Source organism: Noviherbaspirillum sp. L7-7A, from assembly GCF_019052805.1.
In the GTDB taxonomy this organism is placed as follows: Bacteria; Pseudomonadota; Gammaproteobacteria; order Burkholderiales; family Burkholderiaceae_D; genus Noviherbaspirillum_A.
In genome coordinates, this window is the sequence record NZ_JAHQRJ010000001.1 from 1,437,237 (window position 1) to 1,451,572 (window position 14,336).

Annotated in this window: 14 protein-coding genes and 1 tRNA gene; 5 read left to right on the plus strand and 10 right to left on the minus strand. The window is 62.3% G+C overall.

What is annotated here, in order from left to right; all coding sequences use genetic code 11:
- Positions 1–52 precede the first annotated feature (52 nt).
- The gene (locus KTQ42_RS06445; protein ID WP_217344764.1) at positions 53–730 is read right to left on the minus strand and encodes an RraA family protein; all 678 of its coding nucleotides are present in this window, start codon (positions 728–730) and stop codon (positions 53–55) included.
- Between the two features lie 109 nt (positions 731–839).
- Between KTQ42_RS06445 and KTQ42_RS06450 the strand changes: the two genes are divergently transcribed.
- The gene (locus tag KTQ42_RS06450) at positions 840–1,760 is read left to right on the plus strand and encodes a LysR substrate-binding domain-containing protein (RefSeq protein ID WP_217344765.1); all 921 of its coding nucleotides are present in this window, start codon (positions 840–842) and stop codon (positions 1,758–1,760) included.
- A gap of 27 nt (positions 1,761–1,787) precedes the next feature.
- Here the strand turns inward: KTQ42_RS06450 and KTQ42_RS06455 are convergent, their stop codons facing one another.
- The 7 genes from KTQ42_RS06455 to cysS all read right to left on the minus strand — a co-directional run bounded on the left by KTQ42_RS06455 (position 1,788) and on the right by cysS (position 8,464).
- Positions 1,788–2,192 (minus strand): hypothetical protein, encoded by a 405-nt coding sequence (locus tag KTQ42_RS06455; protein WP_217344766.1) that lies wholly within the window; start codon positions 2,190–2,192, stop codon positions 1,788–1,790.
- A 269-nt stretch (positions 2,193–2,461) separates the two neighbouring features.
- Positions 2,462–2,555 (minus strand) — tRNA-Ser (locus KTQ42_RS06460).
- Positions 2,556–2,642: 87 nt separating this feature from the next.
- On the minus strand, positions 2,643–3,893 hold the full coding sequence (locus KTQ42_RS06465; protein WP_217344767.1) for an aspartate kinase: 1,251 nt from the start codon (positions 3,891–3,893) through the stop codon (positions 2,643–2,645).
- Positions 3,894–4,034: 141 nt separating this feature from the next.
- The gene (gene tilS, locus KTQ42_RS06470; RefSeq protein WP_217344768.1) at positions 4,035–5,441 is read right to left on the minus strand and encodes a tRNA lysidine(34) synthetase TilS; all 1,407 of its coding nucleotides are present in this window, start codon (positions 5,439–5,441) and stop codon (positions 4,035–4,037) included.
- The gene (locus KTQ42_RS06475) at positions 5,407–6,381 is read right to left on the minus strand and encodes an acetyl-CoA carboxylase carboxyltransferase subunit alpha (RefSeq protein WP_217344769.1); all 975 of its coding nucleotides are present in this window, start codon (positions 6,379–6,381) and stop codon (positions 5,407–5,409) included. The genes tilS and KTQ42_RS06475 overlap by 35 nt, the downstream gene beginning before the upstream one ends.
- Before the next feature lie 41 nt (positions 6,382–6,422).
- Entirely contained in the window at positions 6,423–7,073 is a 651-nt protein-coding gene (locus KTQ42_RS06480; RefSeq protein WP_217344770.1) for a DNA-3-methyladenine glycosylase, read from the minus strand.
- A 5-nt stretch (positions 7,074–7,078) separates the two neighbouring features.
- Entirely contained in the window at positions 7,079–8,464 is a 1,386-nt protein-coding gene (cysS, locus tag KTQ42_RS06485) for a cysteine--tRNA ligase (protein WP_217344771.1), read from the minus strand.
- 246 nt (positions 8,465–8,710) lie between these two features.
- On the opposite strand from cysS, the gene KTQ42_RS06490 reads away from it, so the two are divergent.
- Genes KTQ42_RS06490 through KTQ42_RS06505 form a run of 4 tightly spaced genes read left to right on the plus strand, consistent with a single transcriptional unit; the run spans position 8,711 to position 11,581 of the window.
- On the plus strand, positions 8,711–9,274 hold the full coding sequence (locus tag KTQ42_RS06490; RefSeq protein ID WP_217344772.1) for a peptidylprolyl isomerase: 564 nt from the start codon (positions 8,711–8,713) through the stop codon (positions 9,272–9,274).
- Positions 9,275–9,332: 58 nt separating this feature from the next.
- Complete coding sequence (locus tag KTQ42_RS06495) at positions 9,333–9,821, plus strand: peptidylprolyl isomerase (protein ID WP_194711033.1); 489 nt, start codon at positions 9,333–9,335, stop codon at positions 9,819–9,821.
- A 27-nt stretch (positions 9,822–9,848) separates the two neighbouring features.
- The gene (locus KTQ42_RS06500; RefSeq protein WP_217344773.1) at positions 9,849–10,664 is read left to right on the plus strand and encodes a UDP-2,3-diacylglucosamine diphosphatase; all 816 of its coding nucleotides are present in this window, start codon (positions 9,849–9,851) and stop codon (positions 10,662–10,664) included.
- A 5-nt stretch (positions 10,665–10,669) separates the two neighbouring features.
- Positions 10,670–11,581, plus strand: coding sequence for a LysR family transcriptional regulator (locus KTQ42_RS06505; protein ID WP_217344774.1), 912 nt, complete (start codon positions 10,670–10,672; stop codon positions 11,579–11,581).
- Positions 11,582–11,691: 110 nt separating this feature from the next.
- Here KTQ42_RS06505 and KTQ42_RS06510 read toward each other — a convergent pair whose 3' ends face one another.
- On the minus strand, positions 11,692–13,680 hold the full coding sequence (locus KTQ42_RS06510; RefSeq protein WP_217344775.1) for a TRAP transporter large permease subunit: 1,989 nt from the start codon (positions 13,678–13,680) through the stop codon (positions 11,692–11,694).
- Complete coding sequence (locus tag KTQ42_RS06515; protein WP_217346841.1) at positions 13,677–14,303, minus strand: TRAP transporter small permease subunit; 627 nt, start codon at positions 14,301–14,303, stop codon at positions 13,677–13,679. Before KTQ42_RS06515 ends, KTQ42_RS06510 begins: the two co-directional genes overlap by 4 nt.
- Positions 14,304–14,336 lie beyond the last annotated feature (33 nt).

A 14,336-nucleotide genomic window follows, 5' to 3' on the forward strand; every position in this document is an offset into this window, starting at 1 on the left:
CTGCCGGCAGGGCCGGCGATCCTCGTTAAACAAAGGTCGATGGGCTGCCGAATCAGCGTCCCAGGTCGCAGCCTTTCGCGGCCAGCGTCGTATCCACCCAGCCGCGGCCCCATGTGCCGTTCTCGATGTCGATCAGGGTCTGCTGCTCGTCCCGCGACTTCGCGCTCGCCTTTTCCAGCACGCTGGCCGCATCCCGCGGGCTGATCACTACCACGCCATCGGCATCGCCGACGATGATGTCGCCCGGATGCACCACCACGCCGCCGCAGACCACCGGGAAATTGATCTCGCCAGGGCCTTCCTTGTAAGGGCCCGCAGGCGTCACGCCCGCTGCATAGACCGGAATGCCGACGGTTTTGATGCGGCTCACGTCGCGGATCGCGCCATCGATGATGATGCCGCCCAGCCCGCGCCTGATTGCCCACAGCACCATCAGTTCGCCGATCAGTGCGTTGGCCATGTCGCCCTGCCCGTCCACCACGATGATGTCGCCCGGCGCCGCCAGGTCGAGCGCCTTGTGCAGCAGCAGATTGTCGCCAGGCCTGACCTTGACGGTGAAGGCCGGCCCCGCCAGCGGATTGTCGTTGTAGGGCCTGATCGACGGATGCATGCAGAAGGTGCGATTGATGCTGTCGCCGATGTTGGCAACCGGCAGCGGCCTGAAGCCATCGATCAGGGCCGGGTCCGGACGGACAATGTCTTCATTGATGCGCATACCCACGTTTGGCATTTCAGTCTCCTTGAATGGTTGTACTTGCTATGGCCAAATCATAGGTTTGCAAAATCTATCTGTCTAATATATCTTTTATAGCCTACCTATACTTTAAACAGATACAAACATGGAACTGCGTCATCTGCGGTATTTCGTCGCGGTCGCCGAGGAGCTGTCCTTTACCCGCGCTGCCGATCGCCTGCACATCGGGCAGCCGCCGCTGAGCCAGCAGGTGCAGGCGCTGGAAGAGGAAATCGGCGCCATTCTCTTCGACCGGTCGCGGCGGTCGATACGGCTGACCGAAGCCGGACGGATATTCCTGGAAGACGCCTACCGGGTACTGGCGATGGCGGCCAGCGCAGCCGAGACGGCGCGCCGGGTTGAAAAGGGCGAAGTCGGCCAGCTGAAGATTGGCTTCATCAAGTCCACCGCATTCACGCCCATCTTCCCCAAGATCATCAACACTTACCGCACCCGGTATCCCAACGTGAAGCTGGTGATGCAGGAAATGTCGACCATGCGCCAGCTGGCCGCCCTGGAGGACTATTCGCTGGACCTGGCATTCATCCGGCCCATGGATACCGACATTCCATCCCACCTCGTCATGACGACGCTGCAGAACCACCGGCTGTCGGTGCTGATGCCCGACCACCACCGGCTGGCGGACGTCGACCCCCTGTCCATCGACGACCTCAGGAATGAGGACTTCGTGATGTTTCCCCGCGATGAGGGCACGACCTTGAACCTGGCGATCTATCGCCTCTGTGCGGAAGCGGGCTTTACGCCCAGGGTCACGATGGAAGCGCGTGAGGTTGCCACGATCACGGGCCTGGTAGCGGCCCGATGCGGCATTGCCATCCTGCCCGACCTGTTCCAGAGCCTGGGCATCAAGGGCGTGCTGTTCCGGCCCATTGATACGCCTGCCATGGTGACCCAACTGGCATTGGCGAGCCGTGCTGCGGAATCCGGCACCATCCCGCAAGCCTTCTTCGACATTGCAAGGGAACTGGTTGCGCAACAGGATAGCGCCAAACCCGTGTCGGCGTAGAGTTCCGCCTGATGCCGCAACGAAGCGCTAGCCTTCGGCCGGCGGTGCGTCGACCAGCAGGTCTGGCGACAGTGCGCGGATCCTGCGGTCGACGAAATAGCCGCCTGCTTCCACATACCGGAGGAACATGCGGCCGCAGCGCAGGCATTTGGAGACGTTGCAACGGTTGTAGGGGAAATAGCGCGGCGCAATCGGTGCATCCGGGGAGCCATAGCGCGTACCGTCCGGGTGGCATTCCACGAAGGTCGGCTCGACATAGGGGTCGTCAAGCAAGGTGCCCACATCCTCGAAATCCGCATCGGCCAGCGCCAGGGGTACGCTTTCCCAGCTGCGCAATACCGGGGACGAACAGGCGCATGCAGCCTTGACGTTGGCTGATGCAGTCGCCAGGGCAACCAGGTCGGAAAAGGTCAGCTTTGCGAGCTCAGCCATGGATTGAACCGCCTTTTTGAATCAGGGTGGAATTGTGCCAGGTGGCTGCGGCAGCATTAGCAGGCAATCTACGAAACGCCACGTTCCGCAAGGGGTGGACAGCGGCGATTTCAAAGGCGTGCCCTTTTTAACCGGCGAACATGCCGCCCGACAGATTCCATCTCGTCCGGCTGCTGCAGTGCCGTATGCCGGGCAACGAAGCCGTGCCGCCAAAGCGAGCATGGAAAAGAAAACAGCCACTCGAAAGTGGCTGTTTTCAACGGATACTTTGGCGGAGACGGAGGGATTCGAACCCTCGATACAGGTTTAAGCCCGTATGCTTCCTTAGCAGGGAAGTGCCTTCGACCACTCGGCCACGTCTCCACTCGTTGACGGTATTGCATATCCGTCCAACGAAGTCCCGCATCATAACTTCTGAAGGGGACTTGGTCAATGGCAACCGGCGCTAATTCAGGCTTTTTCCAGCTCGAACGCCTTGTGCAGCACGCGTACTGCCAGCTCCATGTACTTCTCGTCGATCAGCACCGAAATCTTGATCTCGGACGTGGAGATCAGCTGCATGTTGATGCCCTCTTCCGACAGCGTGCGGAACATCTGCGAGGCCACGCCGACATGGCTGCGCATGCCCACGCCGACCACGGAGACTTTCGATACCTTGGTGTCGCCAACGATGTTGCCGGAACCAATGTGCGCCTTCACGCTGGTGTTGAGCACGTCCATGGCACGGTTGTATTCGCCGCGCGGCACGGTGAAGGTGAAGTCGGTCCTGCCGTCCACGCCCTGGTTCTGCACGATCATGTCGACATCGATATTGGCGTCGGCGATCGGGCCGAGGATCTGATAAGCGATGCCGGGACGATCGGGCACCTGCATGACGGTGATCTTGGCTTCGTCGCGGTTGAATGCGATGCCGGTGATGGTGGCTTGTTCCATGTGTGTATCTTCCTCAAACGAAATCAGGGTGCCGGAACGCGCTTCCTCTTCCAGCGGGATCATCGGGTCGGTCAATGACGACAGCACCCTGGTCGGCATGCGGTAGTTGCCGGCGAATTCCACCGAGCGGATCTGCAGCACCTTGGAACCGAGCGACGCCATTTCCAGCATCTCTTCGAAGGTCACGGTGCGCAGGCGGCGGGCGTCGCTGACCACGCGCGGATCGGTGGTGTAGACGCCGTCCACGTCGGTGTAGATCAGGCATTCGGCCGCCTTCAGCGCCGCCGCCACCGCCACCGCCGAGGTGTCGGAACCGCCGCGGCCCAGGGTAGTAATGTTGCCGTTGTCATCCACGCCCTGGAAGCCGGTGATGATCACGATGCGGCCGGCATCGAGGTCGCGCCGCACGCGGGCGTCGTCGATCGACTGGATGCGCGCCTTGGTAAAGGCGGAATCGGTTTTGACCGGCACCTGCCAGCCGGCATAGGACACCGCGTCCTTGCCGATGGATTGCAGCGCCATCGCCAGCAGCGCCACTGAAACCTGCTCGCCGGTGGAGGCCAGCATGTCCAGCTCGCGCGGATCGGGATTGGCCATCACTTCCTTGGCCAGGCCGAGCAGGCGGTTGGTTTCTCCCGACATGGCCGACGGCACCACAACGATCTGATGTCCGGCGTCATGCCACTTGGCGACGCGCCGGGCGACGTTCTTGATGCGCTCGGTCGAGCCCATCGAAGTGCCGCCGTATTTATGTACGATTAAAGCCATGGGAATGGGAACAGTGATGAGTGGAAAAACAAGCGCACGATTTTACAGGCCGTAACACAGGCTGACAAGAAGTTGCAAGCCGGGTACCGGTGAGCGAAGCAAGCCGCAGTGCGCTCGCCAGCGGCAACCTTGCCTGTCAGATCAGTCGGATTCCCAGCGCAACAGCACGGCATTGCCCATCACGGCATGCCGCACATCCATGCCCAGGCCGGCCACGAACACCAGTTCGCCGTTCAGATAAAGCAGCGGCGACCAGAGCCGGCGCCACGGCGGGATATCCGCTTCCTGGTACAAGGCCTTCAGGCTGCGCGATGGCCGGTTTGCCGCGAGCTTCAGCCGCTCCTGTCCCCCGCGCGGATGCAGCATCAGCGGATGGCGTCGCAGCTCTTCCTGGCTGATCCCCAGCCCGTCGGTCGGCTCCAGCACCAGCCGGCCGCGCCAGGCGGGCACCGGCACTTCGGCTTCGCCTTGCCAGGGCAGCGCCACCGGCGCATCCGGCGGCGTGCCAAAGCGCGGATGCAGCTCCAGCCTGCTGGCGATGCGGCGCAGCGTCATCGGCCCGAAATCGAAGAAGGGATGCATGTCGCCTGCCGCGCCCAGCATCTGGCTGCGGATTTCCTCCAGTCGGGACGCGCTCGGCAACTGCACCCGGTTGCGGTACAGCCAGTGACGCAGCAGGTTGTCGGCGCGCTGCGCCGAAAGCGTCTGCAGCGCCGGCACATACAGCGGCGCGCTCCAGTCGGCGCCCCGGCAGGCGGCAAGGTCGATCTCGGCCAGTTCCTGCAGCAGCGCCTGGGCGCTCTGCACATGACCGGCGCTGCGCGCCACGAGCGGTGCAAAGCCGGGAAAATGCCTTTCCAGCAACGGCGCCACATCCTGGCGCAAGGCATTGCGGCGATAACGCGCATCGGCGTTGGATTCATCGGTGACATGATTCACCCCTGCCTGCCTGCCGAATTCTTCCAGTTCAGTGCGGCGCAGCCCGAGCAGCGGCCGGCCGAGCGCCACGGCATCTCCCAACAGGTCATAGCTGGCCTGGAACTGCGCCATGCCCGACAAGCCGGGCAAGCCGGCGCCGCGCAGCAGTTGCAGCAGCACGGTTTCGGCCTGGTCGTCCTGATGATGCGCGGTCAGCAACAGGGTGCAGCCCGCCTCGCGGCACAGTTCACCCAGTGCCCGGTAGCGGGCGATGCGCGCGGCCTCCTCCACGCCCCGCCCAGTGTTGTCACTGACTGTCACGTTGCGAGTCAGCATGGACACGCCAGAGGCGGACGCCTCGCTCGCGCAATGGGCCATCCAGGCGTCCGCATTCGGGCTCAGTCCGTGGTGTACATGAAACGCCGTCAGCGCCAGGTTGTGCGCCACTGCATGCCGGCTTGCCAGGTGCAGCAGCACCGATGAATCCAGGCCGCCGCTGAAGGCGATGCCGATGCGCAGCGCAGGCCCGGAAATGGCAACGCGCGCCAGGATCGCTCCCAGCGCGCGTTCATACGCAGCGGCAACGCCGCCTTCCTTATTCAGGCTGCGAGATTTCCTTGAATTTGCCATAGCTCATCAGCTTTTCATGCCGCGCCGCCAGCAGGTCGCGCACGGGCATGCCCTGGAACTGGCGCAGGCTGTCGGCAAGCGCGCGCTTGAGCATCGAGGCCATTTGCTTGGGGTCGCGATGCGCGCCGCCGAGCGGCTCGGTGACGATCTTGTCGATCAGATTCATCGCCTTCAGGCGATGCGCGGTCAGGCCCAGCGCCTCGGCCGCATCGGACGCGCGCTCCGAGGTTTTCCAGAGGATGGAGGCGCAGCCTTCCGGCGAGATCACCGAATAGGTCGCGTATTGCAGCATCAGCACGGCGTCGCCGACCGCAATCGCCAGCGCGCCGCCGGAGCCGCCCTCGCCGATGATGGTGGCGATCAATGGCACCTTCAGCTCGGCCATCACGTACAGGTTGTGGCCGATCGCTTCGGACTGGCCGCGCTCTTCGGCGTCGATGCCGGGAAAGGCGCCCGGGGTATCGACGAAGGTGAAGATCGGCAGGTTGAATTTTTCGGCCAGCTTCATCAGCCGCATTGCCTTGCGATAGCCTTCCGGCTTCGGCATGCCGAAATTGCGCATCGCGCGCTCCTTGGTGTCACGGCCCTTCTGATGGCCGATCACCATGCAAGACTGGCCATTGAAGCGGGCCAGGCCGCCGACGATGGACAGGTCGTCGGCATAGCTGCGGTCGCCGTGCAGCTCATGGAAGTCGGTGAAGATTTCATTGACGTAGTCCATGGTGTACGGACGCTGCGGATGGCGCGCGATCTGCGACACCTGCCAGGGCGTGAGCTTGGCGTAGATATCCTTGGTCAGCTGCTGGCTCTTGCGCGAGAGCCGCTCGATCTCTTCCGAGATGTCGACCGCGGAATCATCCTGCACGAAACGCAGTTCTTCGATCTTTGAATCAAGTTCTGCAATCGGTTGCTCGAAATTGAGGAAAGTTACCTTGCTCACCGTGGCTCCTTGGATTCGACAGGCGGGATATTCGGGAAAAGTCAGTATTCTACCGGGACTGGCTCGAGGCTACGCCACATGTACCATGTGGCGACCGTGCGCCACGGCTCCCAGTTGGCGGAGACTTCCCGCGCATCGCTGCGCGAGACCGGCTCGCCGGAGAAATAATTCATGCTGATGCCGCGCAGCAAGCCGACATCGTCAAGGGGCAGAATATTAGGGCGCAGCAGATTAAAGATCAAGAACATCTCGGCGGTCCAGCGCCCGATGCCGCGGATCTGCAGCAGCTCGGCGATGACTTCCTCGTCATCCATTTCTTCCCATTTGGCCACATGCACCCGCTTGGCCTTGAAGTGGTCCGCCAGGTCCAGGATGTATTCGGCCTTGCGGCGGGACAGGCCGCAAGCGGCCAGCTGCTCCGGGCCGGCCTTCATCACATGGGTGGGCGTGCATTTCTGGCATGCCGACAGCAGCCGCTGCCAGACGGTTTCCGCCGCCTTCACGGAAATCTGCTGGCCGACGATGGAACGCGCCAGCGTCGTGAACGGATCGCCGCGCCCCACCAGGTGCAGGTCGCCAAACATCGGGATGATGCGGCGCATGATGCGGTCGCGCTTCATCAGTTCCTGCTTGGCGTCTTCCCAGTAAGCGGGAACGAACAGCTGGGTGTCGCCCTGTAAGCTCTTGACCATGCCGATTATGCCCGGCGCCATTCAGTCACGCCACCCGCCTTGTCCTCGAGCACGATGCCGCCCGCCAGCAGTTCTGCGCGGATACGGTCGGCCTCGGCGAAGTCTTTCGCCTTCTTGGCTGCGGTGCGGGCTGCGATCCGGGCCTCGATGGCTGCCGTATCGGCGTCGTCCTGCACGCCGCCATGGAGGAAGTCCTGCGGTGCGCGGCCCAGCAGGCCAACCACCTCGCCCAGCGCCTTGAGCTGACGTGCCAGCGCCGGCGAGCGGGTCTTGTTGACTTCATTGGCCAGTTCGAACAGCACGGCCATCGCTACCGGCGTATTGAAATCGTCGTTCATCGCTTCGGCAAAGCGCGCTGCATGGTCTTCCGTCCAGTCCAGCGGCTGCTGGTCCGGCGCAACTTCTTTCAAGGCGGTATAAAGCCGGGTCAGCGCGCCGCGGGCATCGGCCAGATGGGCGTCCGAATAGTTGAGCTGGCTGCGGTAGTGGGCGCGCAGGATGAAGAAGCGCACCACCTCGGCATCGAAGTCCTTCAGCACTTCACGGATGGTGAAGAAATTGCCCAGGGACTTGGACATCTTCTCATTGTCGACACGGACAAAGCCGTTGTGCATCCAGTAGTTGACGAAGGTCTGTCCGGTAGCGCCTTCGGATTGGGCGATCTCATTCTCATGATGCGGGAATTGCAGGTCCTGGCCGCCGCCATGAATGTCGAAATGCTCGCCCAGCAGCTCGCATGCCATCGCCGAGCACTCGATATGCCAGCCGGGACGGCCGCGCCCCCATGGGGAATCCCACTTCACCGCCTCCGGCTCGGTTTCCTTGGCGGCCTTCCACAGCACGAAGTCGAGCGGATCGCGCTTGCCGCTGTTGACATCGACCCGCTCGCCGGCGCGCAGGTCGTCCAGCGACTTGCCGGACAGGGCGCCATAGCCGGCGAAGTCGCGCACCGAGTAGTTCACGTCGCCATCGTCTGCCTTGTAGGCCAGGCCATTGTCTTCAAGACGGCCGATCAGGCCAAGCATCTGCGGCACATGGTCGGTGGCGCGCGGCTCATGGTCCGGACGTTGCACGCCCAGCGCCGCGGCATCCTCGTTCATTGCGGCGATGAAGCGACCGGTCAGTTCGCCGATGGTTTCATTGTTTTCCACCGCGCGGCGGATGATCTTGTCATCGATGTCGGTGATGTTGCGCACATAGGTAACCGCAAATCCCTGCGCGCGCAGCCAGCGCTGCACCAGGTCAAACACCACCATCACGCGGGCATGCCCCAGGTGACAGTAATCGTAGACTGTCATGCCGCAGACATACATGCGGACCTTGCCGGGTTCGATCGGGGTAAATGCCTGCTTCTCGCGCGCGAGGGTGTTGTAGATCTTCAGTGCGGTCATGAATGGATACTGTGTGGGCCGGTATCAGGACGCGTCGGCAGCCGCAGTGCCGACATGCTGGAAGGCGAGGCGGCGAGGCGGTGCCATGGAACCTGTGCCTGGCGCTTATTTTGTTAAAATGCGGTTTCGCGCGGCAGTATAGCACCGATGAATCACCGTTCCGGCGCGAAGCGCCCTCCCCGGACGCGCGGCACCGCGGCAGCGAAACGTCTTTCCACCCCTTCGACGAGCGACAAGGAAGCACAGATGCAAGGCATGCGCCGTACCCTGACGACCCTGGCTACCGTAGCCACCCTGACATTCACCGGCCTGGCCTTTGCGGCCGATGCGCCGCAGGTCCTGCTCAAGACCAGCATGGGCGACATCACCGTGGAGTTGAACCAGGACAAGGCGCCAAAGAGCAGCGCCAATTTCCTGCAATACGTCAAGAGCGGCCATTACAACGGCACGGTCTTTCACCGGGTCATCAATAACTTCATGATCCAGGGCGGCGGCTTCGATGCGTCCGGCAAGCAAAAGCCGACCAATCCGCCGATCGAAAACGAGGCCGCGAACGGCCTGAAGAACGAACCCTACACGCTGGCAATGGCCCGCACCTCGGTGCCGAACTCGGCGACCGCGCAATTCTTCATCAACGTGAAGAACAACGCCTTCCTGAACTATCCCGGCCAGGACGGCGCCGGCTATGCCGTATTCGGCAAGGTCATCAAGGGCACGGAGGTTGTCGACCGGATCAAGGAAGTGCAGACCGGCCCTGGCGACGTGCCTGCCAAGCCTGTCATCATCGAGTCAGCCAGCATCGTCAAGTAAGCGGCATCCGGTTTCCCATTTTCAAGCTTCCCATTCATCCAACCATCAAGGAATCATCATGGCTGTCCAACTCACCACCAACCACGGCGTCATCAAGCTGGAACTCGACGCCGACAAGGCGCCCAAGACCGTCGAGAACTTCCTCAACTACGTCAAGGCCGGCCATTACGATGGCACCATCTTCCACCGCGTGATCGACAACTTCATGATCCAGGGCGGCGGTTTCGAGCCGGGCATGAAGCAGAAGCCGACCAATGCGCCAGTGGAAAACGAAGCCAAGAACGGCCTGAAGAACGAAGCCTACACGGTAGCGATGGCGCGCACCTCCGACCCGCATTCGGCATCGGCGCAGTTCTTCATCAACGTGAAGAACAATTCCTTCCTGGACTATCCGGGCCAGGACGGCTGGGGCTATTGCGTCTTCGGCAAGGTGGTCGAAGGCCAGGACGTGGTCGACAAGATCCGCGCCGTGCAAACCACCCGCAGCGGCATGTTCTCCGACGTGCCGGCGCAAAACGTCGTGATTGAAAAAGCGGAAATTGTCTGACCTTTTCCACCATTGCGGAAACATGAAATGAAGACGCCGGCACCTCATACGCCGGCGACTGCGGCGCGGCCAGACATGGTCGCGCTGTTTGTTTCCGACCTGCACCTGCAGCCGTCCTCACCGTCCACCGCATCGCTGTTCACCGGCTTCCTGGCGCAGCATGCCCTCCGCGCCAGACAGCTCTATCTCCTTGGCGACCTGTTTGAATACTGGGCTGGCGATGACGACATCGACACGCCTTTCGTGCGTTCCATCGTCGACGCGCTGGCTGCGGTCAGTGCATCGGGCGTGGCGCTGTTCTGGATTGCAGGCAATCGGGATTTCCTGGTTGGCGAAGCATTCGCCAGCGCAGCCGGCCTCACCCTGCTGCCCGATCCCTGCGTGGCAAGCATCGCAGGCAGGCAGATCGTCCTGACTCATGGCGATGCCCAATGCACTGACGACGTTGACTACCAGGCATTCCGTGCCCAGGTGCGCAGCCCGCAATGGCAGCAGGCCTTCCTTGCGCAGTCGCTGGAACAGCGCAAGGCCGTGATCGAAGGATTGCGCAACGGCAGCCGCGAAGCGCAGATGGGCAAGTCGATGAACATCATGGACGTCAACCCGCGAGCGATCGACGAGCTCTTCTACCAAAGCGATGCCGCACTGCTGATTCACGGCCACACCCATCGTCCCGGCAAGCACCTGCATGGCGGCAATGTGCGCCTGGTGCTGCCTGACTGGGACGGCGACAGCCAGCCACCACGGGGCGGCTGGCTCGGCATCGATGCCAGCGGCGCGATACACCGCTTCGAACTGGACGGGATGCCGACACTGCAGGTTGCGCCGACAACACCCGGCTGAACCGAATGGACCAGTTCAAGCAGATTTCCACCTTCGTCGACGTGGTTGGCAAGGGCAGCCTGTCGGCCGCCGCGCGCGCCGAGGGCGTGGCGCCGGCCATGATCAGCCGCCGCCTTGATGCGCTGGAGGCCCGGCTAGGCGTCAAGCTGCTGCAGAGAACCACCCGGAAAATCGCGCTCACCCATGAAGGCACGGCCTTTCTGGAAAGCTGCCAGCGCATCCTGGCCGACCTGGAAAACGCCGAAGCCTCGGTCGCCGAGCGCAGCGCCAATGCCACCGGCCATCTTTCCATCTCGGCGCCGGCAGGCTTTGGACGCCTTCATGTGGCGCCGCTGATGCCCTCTTTCCTGGCCGAGCATCGCGATGTCAGCCTGACCCTGAACCTCAATGACCGCATGGTCGACCTGATCGGCGAAGGCGTGGACGTCGCCGTGCGGATCGCCTCGCTGACTGACTCCGGCCTGATCGGCGTCAAGCTGGCTGACAACCAGCGGGTGGTGGTTGCCTCGCCCGCCTATCTGCAGCGTTACGGCCGTCCGGAATCGCTTGACGACCTCGCTTCACACAACTGCCTGCCGATCAGCAGCGAGGGCAGCCAGCGGGGCTGGGTGTTCCGTCACAACGGCCGCAACGTCACCTTGAAGGTGTCGGGCAACATGGGATGCAACGACGGTGCGGTGCTGCATGACTGGGCCCTGGCCGGCAAGGGCCTGGCCTGGCGTTCGATGTGGGAAGTGGGCGCAGCCATCGAAGCCGGCCAGCTGGTAACGGTGCTGGATGAATTCGCCGCGCCGGGCAACGCGATCTATGCCGTCTTCGCACAGCGCCAGCACCTGCCGCTGCGCATACGCGCCTTCGTTGAATTTCTCCGGCGTGCCTATGCCCGCCCGGACTACTGGCGCCGTGGCGTTGCCTAGCATGCAAGCTGGTGTCAAGGCGTTTTTATACCGCCCACGCTTGATAAAGAAAAAAGCCGGCCGGATCGCTCCGGCCGGCTTTTTGGCCAATCAGGCCAGGCGACACATCGTCACTTGTAAAGCATCTCCGGCAGCCACATGCAGATCGCCGGAAACATATACAGCAGTATCAGCGCAATGATCTGGATTCCCATGAAAGGCATCATCCCCAGGAAAATCTGGTTCAGCGTCACATGCGGCGGCGATACGCCCTTGAGATAGAAAGCCGACATCGCCACCGGCGGCGACAGGAAGGCAGTCTGCAGGTTCATTGCCACCAGCAAGCCGAAGAACAGCGGATCGATGTTGTAATGGGCCAGAAGCGGCACGAAGATCGGCATGAAGATCACGATGATCTCGGTCCATTCCAGCGGCCAGCCCAGCAGGAAGATCACGACCTGCGCCAGGATCATGAACTGCAGCGGCGTCAGGTCCATCGACAGCACCCAGGTATTGATGATTTCCTGGCCACCCAGCAGCGCGAATGCAGCCGAGAAGATGCTGGATCCAACGAAGAGCCAGCACACCATCGCACTGGTCTTGGCCGTCAGGTAGACCGACTCGCGCACCATGCCGAAGTTGAGACGCCGGTAGGCAGCCGCCAGGAACAAGGCACCCAGCGCGCCCATCGCCGCTGCCTCGGTTGGCGTGGCGAGCCCGAACACGATACTGCCCAGCACCGCCAGAATCAGGAACATCAGCGGAAACAGCGAGCCGAGCAGCATCTTGAACACTTCCAGCCTGGCGAAGGTGAAGATCGCATAGAACACGACCAGCGCCGCGAGTCCGATCGCAAGCGCAATCCAGTAGCCCTGCGGCGCCGGCTTTGCAGCCGGCTGCGAAGGGGTAGGCGCTGCAGGCGCGGCGGGTGTCGCGGTAGCAGAGGCTGTGCCCTGCGGCGCCTGAGCTGGCGCCGCTTGCGATGCGGCCGCAGGTGGGGAAGGCTCAGCCAGCCCGCCGGATGCCGCCGGCTCCGCCAGGCCGCCTTCGGCGACGGGCTCGGCAAGACCGCCATCCGTGACCGGCTCGGCCAGGCCACCATCGGTATTACTGTCCGGTATCGCGCTGCTCTCCGTACCCATCTCGACCAGCTCGGTCTTTGCTTCTTCCGGCGCCGTCACGATCGGGTACACCGCAGCCATCATGGCGAGGAAGGCGAATGCCGGCAGCAAGGCAATCAGCAATTGCGACATCAGCGTCCTTGAAGGGACGCCGACATTGCGTTTGCCCTTGATCGCCGCCAGCAAGCCAGGCACCGCGCGATTGCCGCCGGTGCTCTGTATCGATACCGCGTAGGGCGGCAAGGCCACCTTGCGATCTTCCGCTGACAGTGGCGGCGCCAGATGCGGCTTGAGCTTGGCCACCACGATCACATACACCACATACAGCGCGGCCAGCAGCAGGCCCGGGAAGAAGGCGCCGGCATACAGCTTGACTACCGACACGCCAGCGGTTGCGCCATACACGATCAGCAGCACCGAAGGCGGGATGATGATGCCAAGCGCGCCGCCTGCCGTGATCGCACCGGCTGAGAGTTGCGTGCCATAGCCCGCCTTTAGCATGGCTGGCAGGGCCAGCAGTCCCATCAAGGTCACCACCGCGCCGACGATGCCGGTTGCTGTGGCAAACACGGCGCAGGTGACGATGGTAGCCACTGCCAGCGAACCGGGAACCCGGGCCATCGCCAGATGCAGGCTGCGGAACAGCTTCTCGATCAGGTTGGCCCGTTCGACCAGATACCCCATGAAGATGAATAGCGGTATCGAGATGAGCACATCATTGGCCATGACTGAATAGGCGCGCTGCACCATCAGGTCCAGTGTCTGCTGGACTGCGAGGTCAGGATTCTGGCTGCGGTAGGCAAACCAGGTGAAGATCACGCCCATTCCCATCAGCGTAAACGCCGTGGGAAAACCAAGCATGATCGCCACGACAATAAGCGCCAGCATCAGCAGGCCAAGATGGCCATTCGTCATTTCGGACGGCGGTGGCATCAGCACGAACAGGCTGACGACGATCGCAATCAGGATGGAGAGGCCAAACCAGACTTCTTTTCTCATGTTTTGCTCCCTGCCTTGGCATCGACGTATTTGTCCAGGCCCGCGATATCGGCATCGCTGACCTGCACCATATCCTTGAGTTTCTCCACGTCGACTTCCTCGACGTCCTTCTTGCGGGCAGGCCATTCGCCATCACGCAGGCAGATCACGCAACGAATGATCTCAACGACCCCCTGAAGCAGCAGCAGCACGCCCGCGATCGGGATCGTCGTCTTGAAGAAATAAAGCGGCGGGCCATTGGCCGTCAGCGTCGAGTGCTCGGCGATAGCCCAGGACTCCGCTGCGTAGCTGTAGCCGGCCCAGGCCAGGGCGATGATGCCAGGGATGAAAAACAGGAAGTAAAGGAGCAGGTCAAGCCCCGCCTGCAGCCGGGGCGGAAAGAAGCCGTAGAGTACGTCGCCGCGGACATGGCCGTTCTTGGCCAGGGTGTAGGCGCCGGCCATCATGATGATGGTGCCGTACATCATGATCATCAGGTCAAACGACCATGGATTCGGACTGTTGAGCACATAGCGGGAAAAGACTTCCCATGAGATAAGCAGCGTCAGCGCGAGTACCAGCCAGGAAAATACCTGCCCGACCCAGCTGCTTATGCCGTCAACCACGAATAAGAAACGTTGCATGCTGCGACCTCCGGATTCTGCCGAAAAATCTGC